This window comes from Microbacterium lacus (assembly GCF_039531105.1).
GTDB lineage: Bacteria > Actinomycetota > Actinomycetes > Actinomycetales > Microbacteriaceae > Microbacterium > Microbacterium lacus.
Map to the genome: position 1 here is coordinate 3,143,325 of NZ_BAAAPK010000001.1, position 12,168 is coordinate 3,155,492.

Annotated in this window: 15 protein-coding genes; 7 read left to right on the forward strand and 8 right to left on the reverse strand. The window is 69.3% G+C overall.

Going from position 1 to position 12,168, the window contains the following annotated elements:
- The first annotated feature begins 131 nt into the window (after positions 1–131).
- Genes ABD197_RS14885 through ABD197_RS14910 form a run of 6 tightly spaced genes read left to right on the forward strand, consistent with a single transcriptional unit; the run spans position 132 to position 2,627 of the window.
- Positions 132–620 (forward strand): Asp23/Gls24 family envelope stress response protein, encoded by a 489-nt coding sequence (locus ABD197_RS14885; RefSeq protein WP_344055638.1) that lies wholly within the window; start codon positions 132–134, stop codon positions 618–620.
- Entirely contained in the window at positions 617–805 is a 189-nt protein-coding gene (locus ABD197_RS14890; protein ID WP_344055639.1) for a DUF2273 domain-containing protein, read from the forward strand. The genes ABD197_RS14885 and ABD197_RS14890 overlap by 4 nt, the downstream gene beginning before the upstream one ends.
- On the forward strand, positions 805–1,200 hold the full coding sequence (locus ABD197_RS14895; RefSeq protein ID WP_344055640.1) for an NTP pyrophosphohydrolase: 396 nt from the start codon (positions 805–807) through the stop codon (positions 1,198–1,200). Before ABD197_RS14890 ends, ABD197_RS14895 begins: the two co-directional genes overlap by 1 nt.
- Complete coding sequence (locus ABD197_RS14900; protein ID WP_344055641.1) at positions 1,197–1,778, forward strand: Asp23/Gls24 family envelope stress response protein; 582 nt, start codon at positions 1,197–1,199, stop codon at positions 1,776–1,778. The genes ABD197_RS14895 and ABD197_RS14900 overlap by 4 nt, the downstream gene beginning before the upstream one ends.
- On the forward strand, positions 1,778–2,395 hold the full coding sequence (locus ABD197_RS14905; protein ID WP_344055642.1) for a hypothetical protein: 618 nt from the start codon (positions 1,778–1,780) through the stop codon (positions 2,393–2,395). Before ABD197_RS14900 ends, ABD197_RS14905 begins: the two co-directional genes overlap by 1 nt.
- 52 nt (positions 2,396–2,447) lie before the next feature.
- A complete protein-coding gene (locus ABD197_RS14910; protein WP_344055643.1) occupies positions 2,448–2,627 on the forward strand; it encodes a CsbD family protein in 180 nt (59 codons plus the stop codon).
- A 60-nt stretch (positions 2,628–2,687) separates the two neighbouring features.
- Here the strand turns inward: ABD197_RS14910 and ABD197_RS14915 are convergent, their stop codons facing one another.
- A complete protein-coding gene (locus tag ABD197_RS14915; protein ID WP_344055644.1) occupies positions 2,688–3,143 on the reverse strand; it encodes an Hsp20/alpha crystallin family protein in 456 nt (151 codons plus the stop codon).
- Positions 3,144–3,300: 157 nt separating this feature from the next.
- Entirely contained in the window at positions 3,301–3,666 is a 366-nt protein-coding gene (locus tag ABD197_RS14920) for a VOC family protein (protein WP_344055881.1), read from the reverse strand.
- Between the two features lie 82 nt (positions 3,667–3,748).
- On the opposite strand from ABD197_RS14920, the gene ABD197_RS14925 reads away from it, so the two are divergent.
- Positions 3,749–5,644: an alpha-amylase family protein gene (locus ABD197_RS14925; protein ID WP_344055645.1), complete on the forward strand. Its 1,896-nt coding sequence runs from the start codon at positions 3,749–3,751 to the stop codon at positions 5,642–5,644.
- A 42-nt stretch (positions 5,645–5,686) separates the two neighbouring features.
- Here ABD197_RS14925 and ABD197_RS14930 read toward each other — a convergent pair whose 3' ends face one another.
- The 6 genes from ABD197_RS14930 to ABD197_RS14955 form a co-directional block, all read right to left on the reverse strand.
- Positions 5,687–5,875 (reverse strand): hypothetical protein, encoded by a 189-nt coding sequence (locus ABD197_RS14930; RefSeq protein WP_344055646.1) that lies wholly within the window; start codon positions 5,873–5,875, stop codon positions 5,687–5,689.
- A 468-nt stretch (positions 5,876–6,343) separates the two neighbouring features.
- Positions 6,344–7,855, reverse strand: a complete 1,512-nt coding sequence (gene araA, locus ABD197_RS14935; RefSeq protein WP_344055647.1) for an L-arabinose isomerase — start codon at positions 7,853–7,855, stop codon at positions 6,344–6,346.
- A 16-nt stretch (positions 7,856–7,871) separates the two neighbouring features.
- Positions 7,872–9,452 carry a xylulokinase gene (locus ABD197_RS14940; RefSeq protein ID WP_344055648.1) on the reverse strand — a complete coding sequence of 527 codons (1,581 nt, stop codon included), beginning with the start codon at positions 9,450–9,452 and terminating at the stop codon, positions 7,872–7,874.
- Positions 9,449–10,153, reverse strand: coding sequence for an L-ribulose-5-phosphate 4-epimerase (locus tag ABD197_RS14945; protein ID WP_344055649.1), 705 nt, complete (start codon positions 10,151–10,153; stop codon positions 9,449–9,451). Before ABD197_RS14945 ends, ABD197_RS14940 begins: the two co-directional genes overlap by 4 nt.
- A gap of 80 nt (positions 10,154–10,233) precedes the next feature.
- Complete coding sequence (locus ABD197_RS14950; protein WP_344055650.1) at positions 10,234–11,253, reverse strand: LacI family DNA-binding transcriptional regulator; 1,020 nt, start codon at positions 11,251–11,253, stop codon at positions 10,234–10,236.
- A 48-nt stretch (positions 11,254–11,301) separates the two neighbouring features.
- Positions 11,302–11,967, reverse strand: a complete 666-nt coding sequence (locus ABD197_RS14955) for a GAP family protein (protein WP_344055651.1) — start codon at positions 11,965–11,967, stop codon at positions 11,302–11,304.
- Positions 11,968–12,168: the final 201 nt, after the last annotated feature.

The following is a 12,168-nucleotide window of genomic DNA, read 5'->3' on the forward strand; positions in this document are numbered from 1 at the left end:
GATTCCCCCGAAACTTTTTTGTGACGTTTTCGTGCGCACGTGCCTCTTATCTGTAAAGCGAACGTAACGCTTCCGGATGCGGCCACGCAGGTGGTTGCCTCCGGTCCATCGAACGAGATAAGGAAACGAAAATGGCTTCCGAGAACCAGAACACCGAGAAGGTCACCACCCCCGCCGAGAAGGGTCTGCCCGCGGCGCGCGTGGACCGCAGCTTCGCCTCGACCCGCATCCCCGCGGACGCGAACGCCGCCGGCCGCACCACGATCGCCGACGGCGTCGTGGCCAAGGTCGCCGGGATCGCCGCCCGTGAGGTCCCGGGTGTCTACGCCCTCGGCGGTGGCGGCGCGCGCGCGCTCGGCGCGATCCGCGACGTCATCAACGCGACCGACCTCACGCAGGGCGTCAAGGTCGAGGTGGGCGAGACGCAGGCCGCCGCCGATCTCACGATCGTCGTCGAGTACCCGGCCGCCATCCAGGAGGTCGCGTCGAACGTGCGCGCCGCCGTCGCCGGCGCCATCACGCGCCTGGTGGGCCTGGAGGTCGTCGAGGTCAACGTCGAGGTCAACGACGTGCACCTGCCCGGCGACGACAGCGCCAACGACGAGTCGCGCGTCTCATGAGCCCGACCATCGCCGGCGCCCTGATCGGCGCCCTCCTCGCGCTCGCCGCGCTGCTGTTCGGGTTCTGGGGCTTCCTGCTGGTCGCCCTGTTCATGGGCATCGGTGCGCTCGTGGGCCGGGTGGCGTCGGGCAAGCTCGACGTCCGCGGTCTTGCGAACGCGTTCTCGGGTCGGCGCACGTCGTAATGCGTGTCGACCAGATCGGATCCGCCGGCGGCGGCCCCTCGGGGGTCGCCGCCGGGGAGACCGCCTACCCGGGCCGCATCGACGTGAAGGAGAGGGCTGTGCGCAAGGTCGCCGAAGAGGCGTCCGCTCGCACGATGGGCGTGGACCGCAGCGACATCTCGGTCGAGGTATCCGAGTACGGCGGAGGAATCGCACTCCGCCTCGCGACTCCGCTCCCGATCCCCGATCTGGACGACGCCGCCGCCATCGCGGCATCCGTCCCCGTCCTCGAGCGTGTGGCCAACCTGCAGGCCGAGCTCCAGAGCACGATCTCCGGCATCGTCGGCCGCAGGGTCACCCGCATCAACATCACCATCACCGGAGCCACGGTGCCACCCAGAAGGAGGGTGAAATGAGCAGTCCGGCCCTTCGCCGCGTCGTACGTCGTGAGACGCACTCGCCGCGCACCGTCGCCATGTTCGTGGCCCTCATCCTGCTGATCCTCGCGCTGGTCTACATCGGCACCGAGATCGTGCTGCACCTGCTGTCGCAGCCGGCACTGCTCCTCGGCCCCGCACAGGCTCTCGCGTGGGTCGTCGGACTCCCGACCGCGCAGCCACCGGCTCTGGTCGTCCTCGGCGGCGCGGTCATCGCGATCGTCGGGCTGGCCTTCGTCGTGCTGGCAGTGACCCCGGGTCGACTGTCCAAGCACCAGATGCAGTGGGGCGAGCGCGCGGTCGTCGTGGACAACGGCGTGATCGCCTCGGCACTCGCTCAGCACATCAGTGACGAGATCGGTCTCCCCCGCGACCGGATCACGGTGGGCGTCGCGCATCGCACGGTCGATGTCACGGTCCGCCCCGGTGCGGGCGTTCCGCTCGAACAGAACCGTGTGCGCGAGGTCGCCGACCGCGAGCTCGCCGAGTACCGCCTCATCCCTTCCGTGAAGACCCGCGTGCGGGTCGTCCGCCCGAGCGAAAGCGAGCTCGCCTGATGAACGACACCAACCGCGCCGTCAACCGCACGGTGCTGCTGATCGTGGGCCTCCTCCTCACCGCACTCGGCGCCGCCGCGATCCTCGCGGTGACGTGGGCGCCCGCTCGGGACATCTGGACCGGCGCCGGCGAGAACAGCGAGTCCTGGCTCGAACAGGCCGCGAAGGTGACCCAGATCGGCGGGACGACACTCACGTGGCTCGCCCTCGGCGGGCTGGCCGTGATCGTCGTGCTCGTCGTGCTGCTGATCGTGACGATCGTCCGCACCGCCTCGGGCGGCCGGTCGAAGACCGTTCTGCGCTCGAGCGGTGCAGAGAACCCGATCGGACGAGTCACGGTGACCGAGGCCTTCGCATCGGATGCTCTGAAGAACTCGCTGGCGGGACGCGATGAGATCCTCTCGACGGCGGTGACGGCGAACGACATCAAGCGCCAGCCGGTCATGCACGTGAGCGTCACCCCTCGTCAAAACACCTCACCGCGTGAGCTCACGGGTCACATCGACTCTCTGCTCACCGGTCTCGCGCGGTTGACCGGCCAGGATCCGCCGACGTACATCTCGATCCACACGGGTCTGCGCGCGAAACTCGCGCACGACAAGCAGCGCCTGTCCTGACCACCGCCGGGCCCCGGTCGGGCCCTCATCACCACAAAGGAAAGGAGATGCCATGGGCATCGGAGACGACATCAAGAACAAGGCCGAAGAGCTGACCGGCAAGGCCAAGGAGGCCATCGGCAAGGCGACCGACAACGACAAGCTCGTCGCGGAGGGCAAGGCCGACCAGGCCAAGGCAGGCGTCAAGCAGGCGGGCGAGAACGTGAAGGACGCGTTCAACGGCGACAAGTGAGCCGTGCATGACGATGCCCCCGGACCGCGAGGTCCGGGGGCATCGTCATGCGGTCCGGGCTTACTGCTCGACCGGCTGAGGCGCGTCGGCGCTCTCGTGGGCGCGGATCACCGGGGATTCGGCATCCGTGGACACCTCGATCTTGCGCGGCTTCGCCTTCTCGCTCACCGGAATCGTCACGCTCAGCACGCCGTTGCTGTACGTCGCGGAGATGCGCTCGGTGTCGATGCCCTGGCCGAGGTTCAGCTGCCGCAGGAAGCTCGCGGCCTCGCGCTCGCGGGTGATCCACTTCACGCCGTCGCCCGCGGTCAGGGTTCGCTCGGCACGGATCGTCAGCAGCTGACCGTCCACGTCGATGTCGACCGAGCCCGGATCGATGCCCGGAAGATCGGCGGTCAGGACGTAGTGGTCGCCGTCCCGGTACAGGTCCATCGGCATCCGTCGCGGACCGCGGCGCGGGTCGAACAGCGTCGACGCGAAGCGGTCCAGTTCACGGAACGGGTCGTAGGTGGCCATGATTCACTCCTTTGTCGTCGTCCGGATGCTGCTCCGGAGGGTTCTGAGAGTTGAGTCGGTATGACTCAACTACGCTCAGATTAGCACTCGAGGTAGGAGAGTGCCAGCCGTTCGCTCACGGCGAAGAGGGCCGGACGACAGGGCGGCGAACGGCGTCTCAGCCGCGCTGGAACGCGACCAGGCCGACGGCGTTGCCCTCGGAGTCTCGGACGAACGCCTGCCACTCCTCATGCCCGACGGGGCCGAGCAGATCGCTGTCGTGAGTGAAGATCACGTGCGGGCGTGAGATCACCTCGGCCAGTCCCTCGAGACGCTCGAGGGCGTCGTGCACGTTGTCGACCTGCAGGTACAGCAGACCGGCCGGCGCATTGCGATCGAGCAGGAGCCGCACCCCGTCGAGATCGAAGAAGACCAGTCCGGCGTCATCGAACCGCGCGGTGGGAGCAGTCTCCAGCAGCACCGTGTAGAAGTCCGCTGCGCGGTCGAGATCCTCCACGCGCTGCGCCACCTGAACCAACCGCATGAGCGCCCCCTCGGCATCCGTCATCGACAGTCTGTCAGCCCTAAAGTGAGTGCAGGCAACAGCGTCGCGAAAAGGGAGCCCCATGCCGAGACTCACCGCCGAGTGGACGAGCGACATCGACGAAGTCCGTCGCCTGGCCGCGGGAGCCGTCGGAGAACCCGATGCCGCGTTCGCGCGTCGCTTCGCCGAGCACTTCCCGACGCTGCATCCGCTGTTCGTCCAGCTCTACGGCACCCGCGAGGACGGACTGGAGCAGCTCGCGGCGGTCGTCGCCGAGGCGGCCGCCTCGTGGAACGCCCGCCCGCTCGAGCTCAAGGCGCGTGACGACCTGCGCGAGCAGAACCCGGAGTGGTACCTGTCGAACCAGATGCTCGGCGGCGTCTGCTACGTCGATCGCTACGCCGGCGATCTGCAGGGGGTGCGCGAGCAGATCCCGTACTTCCAGGAGCTCGGTCTGACCTACCTGCACCTCATGCCGCTCTTCGAGAGTCCCGAGGGCAACTCCGACGGCGGCTATGCGGTCTCCAGCTATCGGCACGTGAACCCCGCGCTCGGCTCGATGGACGACCTGGCCTCGCTCGCGGCGGACCTGCGCCTGGCCGGCATCTCGCTCGTGGTCGACTTCATCTTCAACCACACGAGCAACGAGCACGAGTGGGCGAAGAAGGCCGTCGCGGGAGAACCCGGCTACGAGGACTTCTACCTGATCTTCCCCGACCGCACGATGCCGGACGAGTACGAGAAGACGGTGCGGGAGATCTTCCCGGACGATCATCCGGGCAGCTTCGTGCAGCTACCCGACGGGCGATGGATCTGGGCGACGTTCTACCACTTCCAGTGGGACCTCAACTACGCCAACCCCGCGGTCTTCCGCGCGATGGCCGGGGAGATGCTGTTCCTCGCGAACCGGGGCGTGGAGATCCTCCGGATGGACGCCGTGGCCTTCATCTGGAAGCAGCTCGGCACGGCGTGCGAATCACTGCCCGAGGCGCACCTGCTGCTGCGGGCCTTCAACGCGGTGCTGCGGATGGCCGCGCCGAGCCTGCTGTTCAAGTCCGAGGCGATCGTGCACCCCGACGAGGTCGTCGAGTACGTGTCGCTCCAGGAGTGCCAGCTGTCGTACAACCCGCTGCAGATGGCGCTCACGTGGGAGGCGCTCGCGACCCGCGACCCGCGCCTGCTGCAGCAGGCGCTCGAGCGTCGCCACGCTCTGCCCGCCGGCACCGCGTGGGTCAACTACGTGCGCAGCCACGACGACATCGGCTGGACGTTCGCCGACGAGGATGCCGCCGAGTTCGGCATCGACGGGTTCTCGCATCGCCGGTTCCTCAATGACTTCTACGTGGGGCGCTTTCCCGGCAGCTTCGCCCGCGGCGTGCCCTTCCAGGAGAACCCCAAGACCGGAGACGCCCGCATCACGGGGACGACGGCCTCGCTCGCGGGGATCGAGGCGCGGGATGCCGGAGGTGTGGACCGCGTGGTCCTCGCGCACGCGATCGCACTGTCCACCGGCGGGGTTCCGCTGCTCTACCTCGGCGACGAGGTCGCGCAGCTCAACGACTACTCCTACGTCGACGACGAGGCGACGGCGGGCGACAGCCGGTGGGTGCACCGGCCGAAGCGCCCGCAGCAGCGCTATGCGGAGCGGTCGGATGCCGCCACCGACGCGGGCCGCGTGTTCCGGGGTCTGACCGACCTGATCCGCGCGCGGCAGGGCACGCCCGAATTCGCCGGCGGCGAGCTCATCGGCTTCGATGCGAAGCACCCGGCCGTGCTCGGATTCCAGCGGCCCGGCCGCGATGCGCTGATCCTCGTGCTCGCGAACGTCGGGGACGACCTGGCGCTCATCGATCCGCGCACGCTGAGCGGTTTCCACGCCGACGCGATCGACGTCGTCACGGGAGACGAGGTCGACCTGACGCACGGCCTCGCCCTCCAGCCGCACGGCTACGCGTGGCTGCGCGTCCGATCGCTCTGACGACTCCGCTTTCCGCCGACTCGCGGTGCCCGCGCGGAACACCTATGGCCGTGTCGCCATTGGGGCGACACGGCCATGGGCGGCCGGGATGCGGAGACCCGATCTGCCTCCGATGAGACTGAAGATCAACCGCACCGACAGTGCGAGGACAGCCACCAGCCCGATGATGCCGAAGACGTTCTGCCACCACGCGTTCCGCATGTCGCCCATGAGGCTGCGGCGATTCGCCATCGGCGCTCCTCGACCAGGTCGAGATCTCCCTCCCTCCGGGTCTGCCCGTCGTCGTGATCGATTCGAACGCGGGCGCGAACTACTCCGTCGTCGACGTCGATCACGGCGCCGGGGCGCGCCAGTCGACCGAGCACCTGCTGAGCCTCGGCCACCGCAACGTCTGCACATCGCGGGACCCCGCTCCTCCTTCTCGGCGACGCACCCGTTCCCTCTCCGGGCGCGCCGAGACACTGCCACCTGGGGCGTGTGGGCCGCCAGGTGCGGCGACACGCCGACAGCCGTCACAGACAGCAGTACTTCGGCACGTCATCGCGATCGGCCCCGGCAGGTACGGACGCGCGGAGGGAGCCCGCGAGCACGATGCTCGCGGGCTCCCTTAGTCCGTCCGTGCTCCCGACCGCGGTCAGTGCCATCACTCCGGCTACGGCGCAGGTGCGGATCGGCGGCGCCGCACTGACGCGGACGGGGTCAGAAGCCCTGGGCGAGGCGGTAGTACGCCTGGTTCCAGCGCAGTTCGTTCTGGAAGCCGCGGACCGTGGTGTTCTCGTCGATCACGACGATTTCGGTGCGGGCGATGTCGGCGAAGTCGCGGAAGACCTCGATGCCGACCGCGGTGGTCATGACCGTGTGGTGCGCAGCGCCCGCGGTGAGCCAGCACGCGGCGGACGTGGCGAAGTCGGGCTGGGGCTTCCAGATCGCCCGCCCGACCGGGAGCTGCGGCAGATCCGGGGCTTCGACGTTCTCCACGACGTTCGCGACGAGCCGGAACCGGTCGCGCATGTCGCTCATCGCGACCACGAGCGCGGGCCCGGGGTCGGCGGTGAACACGAGCCGGACCGGGTCATCCTTCCCGCCGATGCCCAGCGGGTGGACCTCCAGGCGCGGCCGGGCGGTCGTCAGCGACGGGGAGACCTCGAGCATGTGCGCGCCGAGGATGCGCTCCGAGCCCGGCACGAGGTCGTACGTGTAGTCCTCCATCAGGCTCGCGCCGCCCGGGAGCCCCGCACCCATCACATTGGCGATCCGGACGAGGATCGCGGTCTTCCAGTCCCCCTCCGCGCCGAACCCGTACCCGTCGGCCATGAGGCGCTGCACCGCGAGCCCCGGCAGCTGCGTGAGGGCACCGAGGTCTTCGAAGCTCGTCGTGAACGCGCCGAACCCGCCCTCCTCGAGGAAGGACCGCAGCCCGATCTCGATCGCGGCCCCGTCACGGAGAGACTGGTGCCGCTCCCCGCCGGGAACCAGCTCGGACGCCACGTCGTATTCGTCGAGGTAGACCTGCACGAGCGCGTCGATGTCCGCCGCGGATGCCGCGGCGACGGCATCCGCGAGCTCGTTCACGCCCCACGTGTTCACCTGCACCCCGAAGCGCAGCTCCGCCTCGGTCTTGTCGCCCTCGGTGACCGCGACGTAGCGCATGTTGTCACCGAAACGCGCGAGCTTGAGGGAGCGGGACGCCGCCCACCCCGCCGCCGCCCGCTGCCAGTCCTCGATCTGAGCCCGCACCACCGGATTCGACACGTGCCCGACCACGGTCTTGCGCGCCACGCCCAGCCGGGTCTGGATGTACCCGAACTCCCGGTCGCCGTGCGCGGCCTGGTTCAGGTTCATGAAGTCGAAGTCGATCTCCGACCACGGCAGCTCGACGTTGGCCTGCGTGTGCAGGTGCAGCAACGGTTTCTGCAGCGCGTCCAGGCCCGCGATCCACATCTTCGCCGGGCTGAACGTGTGCATCCACGCGACCACGCCGATCACGTCGTCGCGCGCGTTCACCTCCAGTGCAAGGCGGCGGATCGAGTCCGAATCCTTCAGAACCGGCTTCCAGACGACCCTCACCGGCAGCGCATCCAGGCCCGCCGCCACGGCCTGGGACTGCTCTGCCACCTGGCGGAGAGTCTCCTCGCCGTACAGATTCTGGCTGCCGGTGACGAACCACACCTCGTAGTTCTCGAGCGTGGTGGAAAGAGGCGTGCGGGTCATGAGGATCCTTCGTGGTTCACAGGGCGGTCACGGCCGCGGCTTCGACCGCGAGGCCGGCGCGGTAGCGCTCGAGGTAGGAGGTGAAGCCGGCGACGTCGACGGGGTCGGCATCCACCGTGATGGTCTGCGCGTCACGGAAGACGACGTCATCGAGATAGTCGGGCAGCGCGCGTCGGCCGGGAGCCGCCGCGAACGCGGCGAGGACGGCGATCCCCCAGGCTCCACCCTCGGATGCCGTGTCGCCGACGGCGACGGGGGCATCGAGAGCGCCGGCGAGGAACCGCTGCGCCACGCCCGCGGTGCGGAACATGCCACCGTGCGCGAACATGCGGTCCAACCGCACCCCCTCGCCATCGAGGACCCTCATGCCGAGGGCAAGTGTCCCGAAGACGCCGTACAGCTGGGCGCGCATGACGTTGGCCAAGGTGAAGCGACTGTCCGGCGTCCGGACGAAGAGCGGACGGCCCTGGTCCAGGCCCACGATCGGCTCGCCGGCGAGGTGGTTGTAGGCGAGCAGGCCACCGGCATCGGCATCCCCCGCGAGTGCTTCACGGAACAGCAGATCGAAGACCTCATCGGTGCTGAGGGCGGCGCCGGCGGCATCGGCGAACCGTGCGAACATCCCCGCCCAGGCGGCCAGCTCGCTCGCGCCGTTGTTGCAGTGCACCATCGCCACCAGGTCGCCCGAGGGCGTCGTGACCAGGTCGAGCTCGTGGTGGACGCGGGTGAGGGGCTTCTCCAGCACGACCATCGCGAAGATGCTCGTGCCCGCGCTGACGTTGCCGGTCCGCGGGGCCACCGCGTTCGTCGCGACCATCCCCGTGCCGGCGTCGCCTTCGGGCGGACAGAGCGGGATGCCGGGCCGCAGCGTCCCGGTCGGATCCAGCAGCACCGCCCCCGCGGCCGTGAGCGTGCCCGCGTCCGCGCCCGCGGGGAGGACCGCGGGAAGCAGGTCCGTGACGCTGCGGCCGGCGAGGGCGTCGGCATCCAGCCGGTCGAAGAGACCGACGAGCCGCGCGTCGTAGTCCCCGGTCGCGGTGTCGATCGGGAACATGCCCGAGGCGTCGCCGACCCCCAGCACGCGGCGACCCGTCAGCATCGCATGGACATAGCCCGCGAGAGTCGTCAGGTGCGCGACATCGGCGACGTGCACTTCGGCGTCGAGCACCGCCTGATGGAAGTGCGCGATGGACCAGCGAAGCGGGATGTTGACGCCGAACAGCGCGGTGAGCTCTTCTGCGGCGACACCGGTCGAGGTGTTGCGCCACGTGCGGAAGGGGGTGAGGAGCGCTCCGTCGGCGTCGAGGGCGAGGTAGCCGTGCATCATCGCGGACACCCCGATCGCCGCGAAGCTCTCCGGCACGACGCCGTGACGCGTCCGCGCGTCGATGATCAGCTGGGCGTAGGCGGCCTGGACTCCCGACCACACCGCGTCGAGCGGGTAGGTCCACACGCGGTCGTGGAACTCGTTCTCCCACTCGTGACTGCCCACCGCGAGCACATCGGTCGGGCGATCGGGGTCGATGAGGCACGCCTTGATGCGTGTCGAGCCGAGTTCGATGCCCAGCACCGCTCGCCCCTGGCCGATGACGCTCATCGGCGTTCGTCCGCGGACTGGCCGTACACGTTCTGGTAGCGGTCGTACAGCCGGTCGATCGCCTCCTGCGGGATCGGGATCAGCGGGCCCGCCTCCCGGGCGTAGTGCACCGTGCGGGCGACGTCTTCGACCATGACCGCGGCCTTCACGGCGTCCTTCGCCGACGTGCCGATCGTGAACGGCCCGTGATTCTGCATCAGCACGGCGCGCGAGCGATGCCCGCGCAGCGTCTGCACGATGCCCCGGCCGATCGAGTCGTCGCCGATGATCGCGAACGGCCCGATCGGGATCGGCCCGCCGAACTCGTCCGCCATCGCCGTGATCACGCACGGGATCTCCTCGCCGCGTGCGGCCCACGCCACGGCGAACGTCGAATGCGTGTGCACGACGCCGCCGACCTCGGGCATGTGGCGGTACACGTACGCGTGCGCGGCGGTGTCGCTGGACGGCGCCCGCTCGCTGCCCGGAGTCCCCTCGACCACGTTGCCGTCGAGGTCGCAGAGGATCATGTTCTCGGCTGTCAGGTCGTCGTAGGACACCCCCGACGGCTTGATCACGAACAGGTCCGCCCCCGGGACGCGGCCGGACACATTCCCGCCGGTCCACACGACCAGCCCGTAGCGGACGAGCTCGGCGTGCAGCGCCGCCACGTCAGCGCGGACGGCGGCGATCTCACGCTGAACCTGGGTCTCGGAATCCACGCTGACTCTCCTGTCATCTTCGTGCACCTATTGTGCGCGCTAACATGCCGCGCTCGCAAGAGCCCCGCGCCTCCGGCACTTCAGATCCGGGGCGGCGCCGTCGACGACCGGACGATGAGTTCGGGAGCGATGAGGTCACGGTGCGCGAGCTCGCCGCCGTCGAGAGCATCGACGAGCCGCTGCACGGCGAGGACGCCGAGCGCGCCGAAATCCTGGCGGACGGTCGTGAGCGGCGGCAGGAAGTGACGCGCATCCGGAAGATCGTCGTAGCCGACGATGCTCAGATCATCGGGCACACGGATGCCGCGCTCCGCGAGTCCGTGCATGAGCCCGAGAGTCATCTGGTCGTTGGCCGCGAAGATCGCCGTGACGCGTTCGACATCAAGTTCTGTGCCCATGCGGTAACCGGAGTCCGATGTCCAGTCCCCCGTAGCCTTCACAGACGGCACGAGCCCGGCATCCGTCATGACCTCGCGCCAGGCCTGTTCGCGCGCCCGCGCGTCGTGCCAGTCGGGGGGCCCCGACACGTGCGCGATCTCGCGATGCCCGCACTCGATCAAATGTGCGACAGCGAGACGAGCGCCCGCGGACTGATCGACCGCCGCCGTATGGAGGCCTTCCTCGGCATCCGCTCCGATCACGAGCGTGGGCATGTGGGCGCTGTGCTCGCGCAGGCGATCGAGGGACGACGTTCGCGGCGCGATCACGCAGAGGGCATCGATGCCTTGTGCGACAAGATCCGCGATGCCGGACGTCAGCTGCGCGCCGTCGTCACCGGCGGTGGTGTAGCTGCTCACCGAGTACTCGAAACCGCGCGCGGCCCGCTCGATCGCGCGCAGCGTACTGTTCGGCCCCCATTGCTCGGCACTCTCGACGATCACGCCGATCCGCATGGACCGGCGACGGGCGAGCGCGCGGGCGATCGCGCTGCGCGTGTACTGCAGGTCCTCGATCGCCTGGAGTACGCGTGTGCGCGTGGATTCGCGGATGCTCGGGTGTCCGTTCAGCACGCGCGAGACCGTCATGTGCGATACCCCTGCGCGTTCGGCGACGTCGTAGATGCTCGCCTTCTGCGGCCCCGGTGGTCTCTGATCCGACACGTCCGCGCTCCCCTGTTCCCGCCCACACGAGCATAGGACTGTCGTGGGTCAGAGCCGCACGAGTCCCATCCCGAACACCACGACGCCGATGAGGACGAGGATCGCCGCCGTCAGCACGCCGCCGTTGCTCAGCATCCATTCCTGCACGCGGGCGAGGGTCGGCTCCGTCTTCCCCGGGGCAACCGTGACGGCGATGACCGGAGTGGCGACCGTGGATGCGGCGATCACGGTGAAGACGATCACCGCGACGATCGCCATCGGCACCGAACCCGCGTCGGCCCGGAGGACGAGTCCGCCCGCGACCGCGAGCAGCAGACCCTTCGGCCGGAGATTCAGCACGAAGCCCAGCGCGAGCGACGACCAGGCTCCGAGCCGGCTCACCGACCCGAGCCCCATCGGCAGCGTCGTGGTCTTCGCCCGCCCGCGCCGCCGGAAGGTCAGCACGCCGAGCACGACGAGAGCAAGGCCCACCAGGATCTCGCCGACCCCGATCCACACATCGGGCTCGGTCGCGCTCGAACGCGCCGGCAGCGCGTGCGCGATGAGCGCGCAGACGGACAGCAGGCTCGCGATGCCGGCCACCCAGCCGATCAGGTAGGGAAGGGCGGTGCGGGAGCGCTGCGGCGAGAGCAGGAGCACCATCGCGACGAGGATCGGCACCGAGCTCACGGCGACGGCGACGGCGATCGGGAGCAGATGGCCGATCGCTTGCACGCCGCTCCCCTTACATCTCCTGCCGCCAGACTAGGCCACACGCGCGGTCCGCTCCGCCCGCCCGCGTCCCCGTGAGACTGGGGGCGAGCGGGGACGGCCGGGCGGCGGCTGTGGGGAACAGATCGCCGGCAGGGTCAGGCGGTGTGGGATCTCACATTTACAGAGCGCCGAGACCTCTCTCAGACTCGAGTGACGATCATC

Coding starts and splice junctions, on each gene's coding strand:
- ABD197_RS14885 (WP_344055638.1), top strand. CDS start 132: ATGGCTTCCGAGAACCAGAACACCGAGAAGGTCACCACCCCCGCCGAG.
- ABD197_RS14890 (WP_344055639.1), top strand. CDS start 617: ATGAGCCCGACCATCGCCGGCGCCCTGATCGGCGCCCTCCTCGCGCTC.
- ABD197_RS14895 (WP_344055640.1), top strand. CDS start 805: ATGCGTGTCGACCAGATCGGATCCGCCGGCGGCGGCCCCTCGGGGGTC.
- ABD197_RS14900 (WP_344055641.1), top strand. CDS start 1,197: ATGAGCAGTCCGGCCCTTCGCCGCGTCGTACGTCGTGAGACGCACTCG.
- ABD197_RS14905 (WP_344055642.1), top strand. CDS start 1,778: ATGAACGACACCAACCGCGCCGTCAACCGCACGGTGCTGCTGATCGTG.
- ABD197_RS14910 (WP_344055643.1), top strand. CDS start 2,448: ATGGGCATCGGAGACGACATCAAGAACAAGGCCGAAGAGCTGACCGGC.
- ABD197_RS14915 (WP_344055644.1), bottom strand. CDS start 3,143: ATGGCCACCTACGACCCGTTCCGTGAACTGGACCGCTTCGCGTCGACG.
- ABD197_RS14920 (WP_344055881.1), bottom strand. CDS start 3,666: ATGCGGTTGGTTCAGGTGGCGCAGCGCGTGGAGGATCTCGACCGCGCA.
- ABD197_RS14925 (WP_344055645.1), top strand. CDS start 3,749: ATGCCGAGACTCACCGCCGAGTGGACGAGCGACATCGACGAAGTCCGT.
- ABD197_RS14930 (WP_344055646.1), bottom strand. CDS start 5,875: ATGGCGAATCGCCGCAGCCTCATGGGCGACATGCGGAACGCGTGGTGG.
- araA (WP_344055647.1), bottom strand. CDS start 7,855: ATGACCCGCACGCCTCTTTCCACCACGCTCGAGAACTACGAGGTGTGG.
- ABD197_RS14940 (WP_344055648.1), bottom strand. CDS start 9,452: ATGAGCGTCATCGGCCAGGGGCGAGCGGTGCTGGGCATCGAACTCGGC.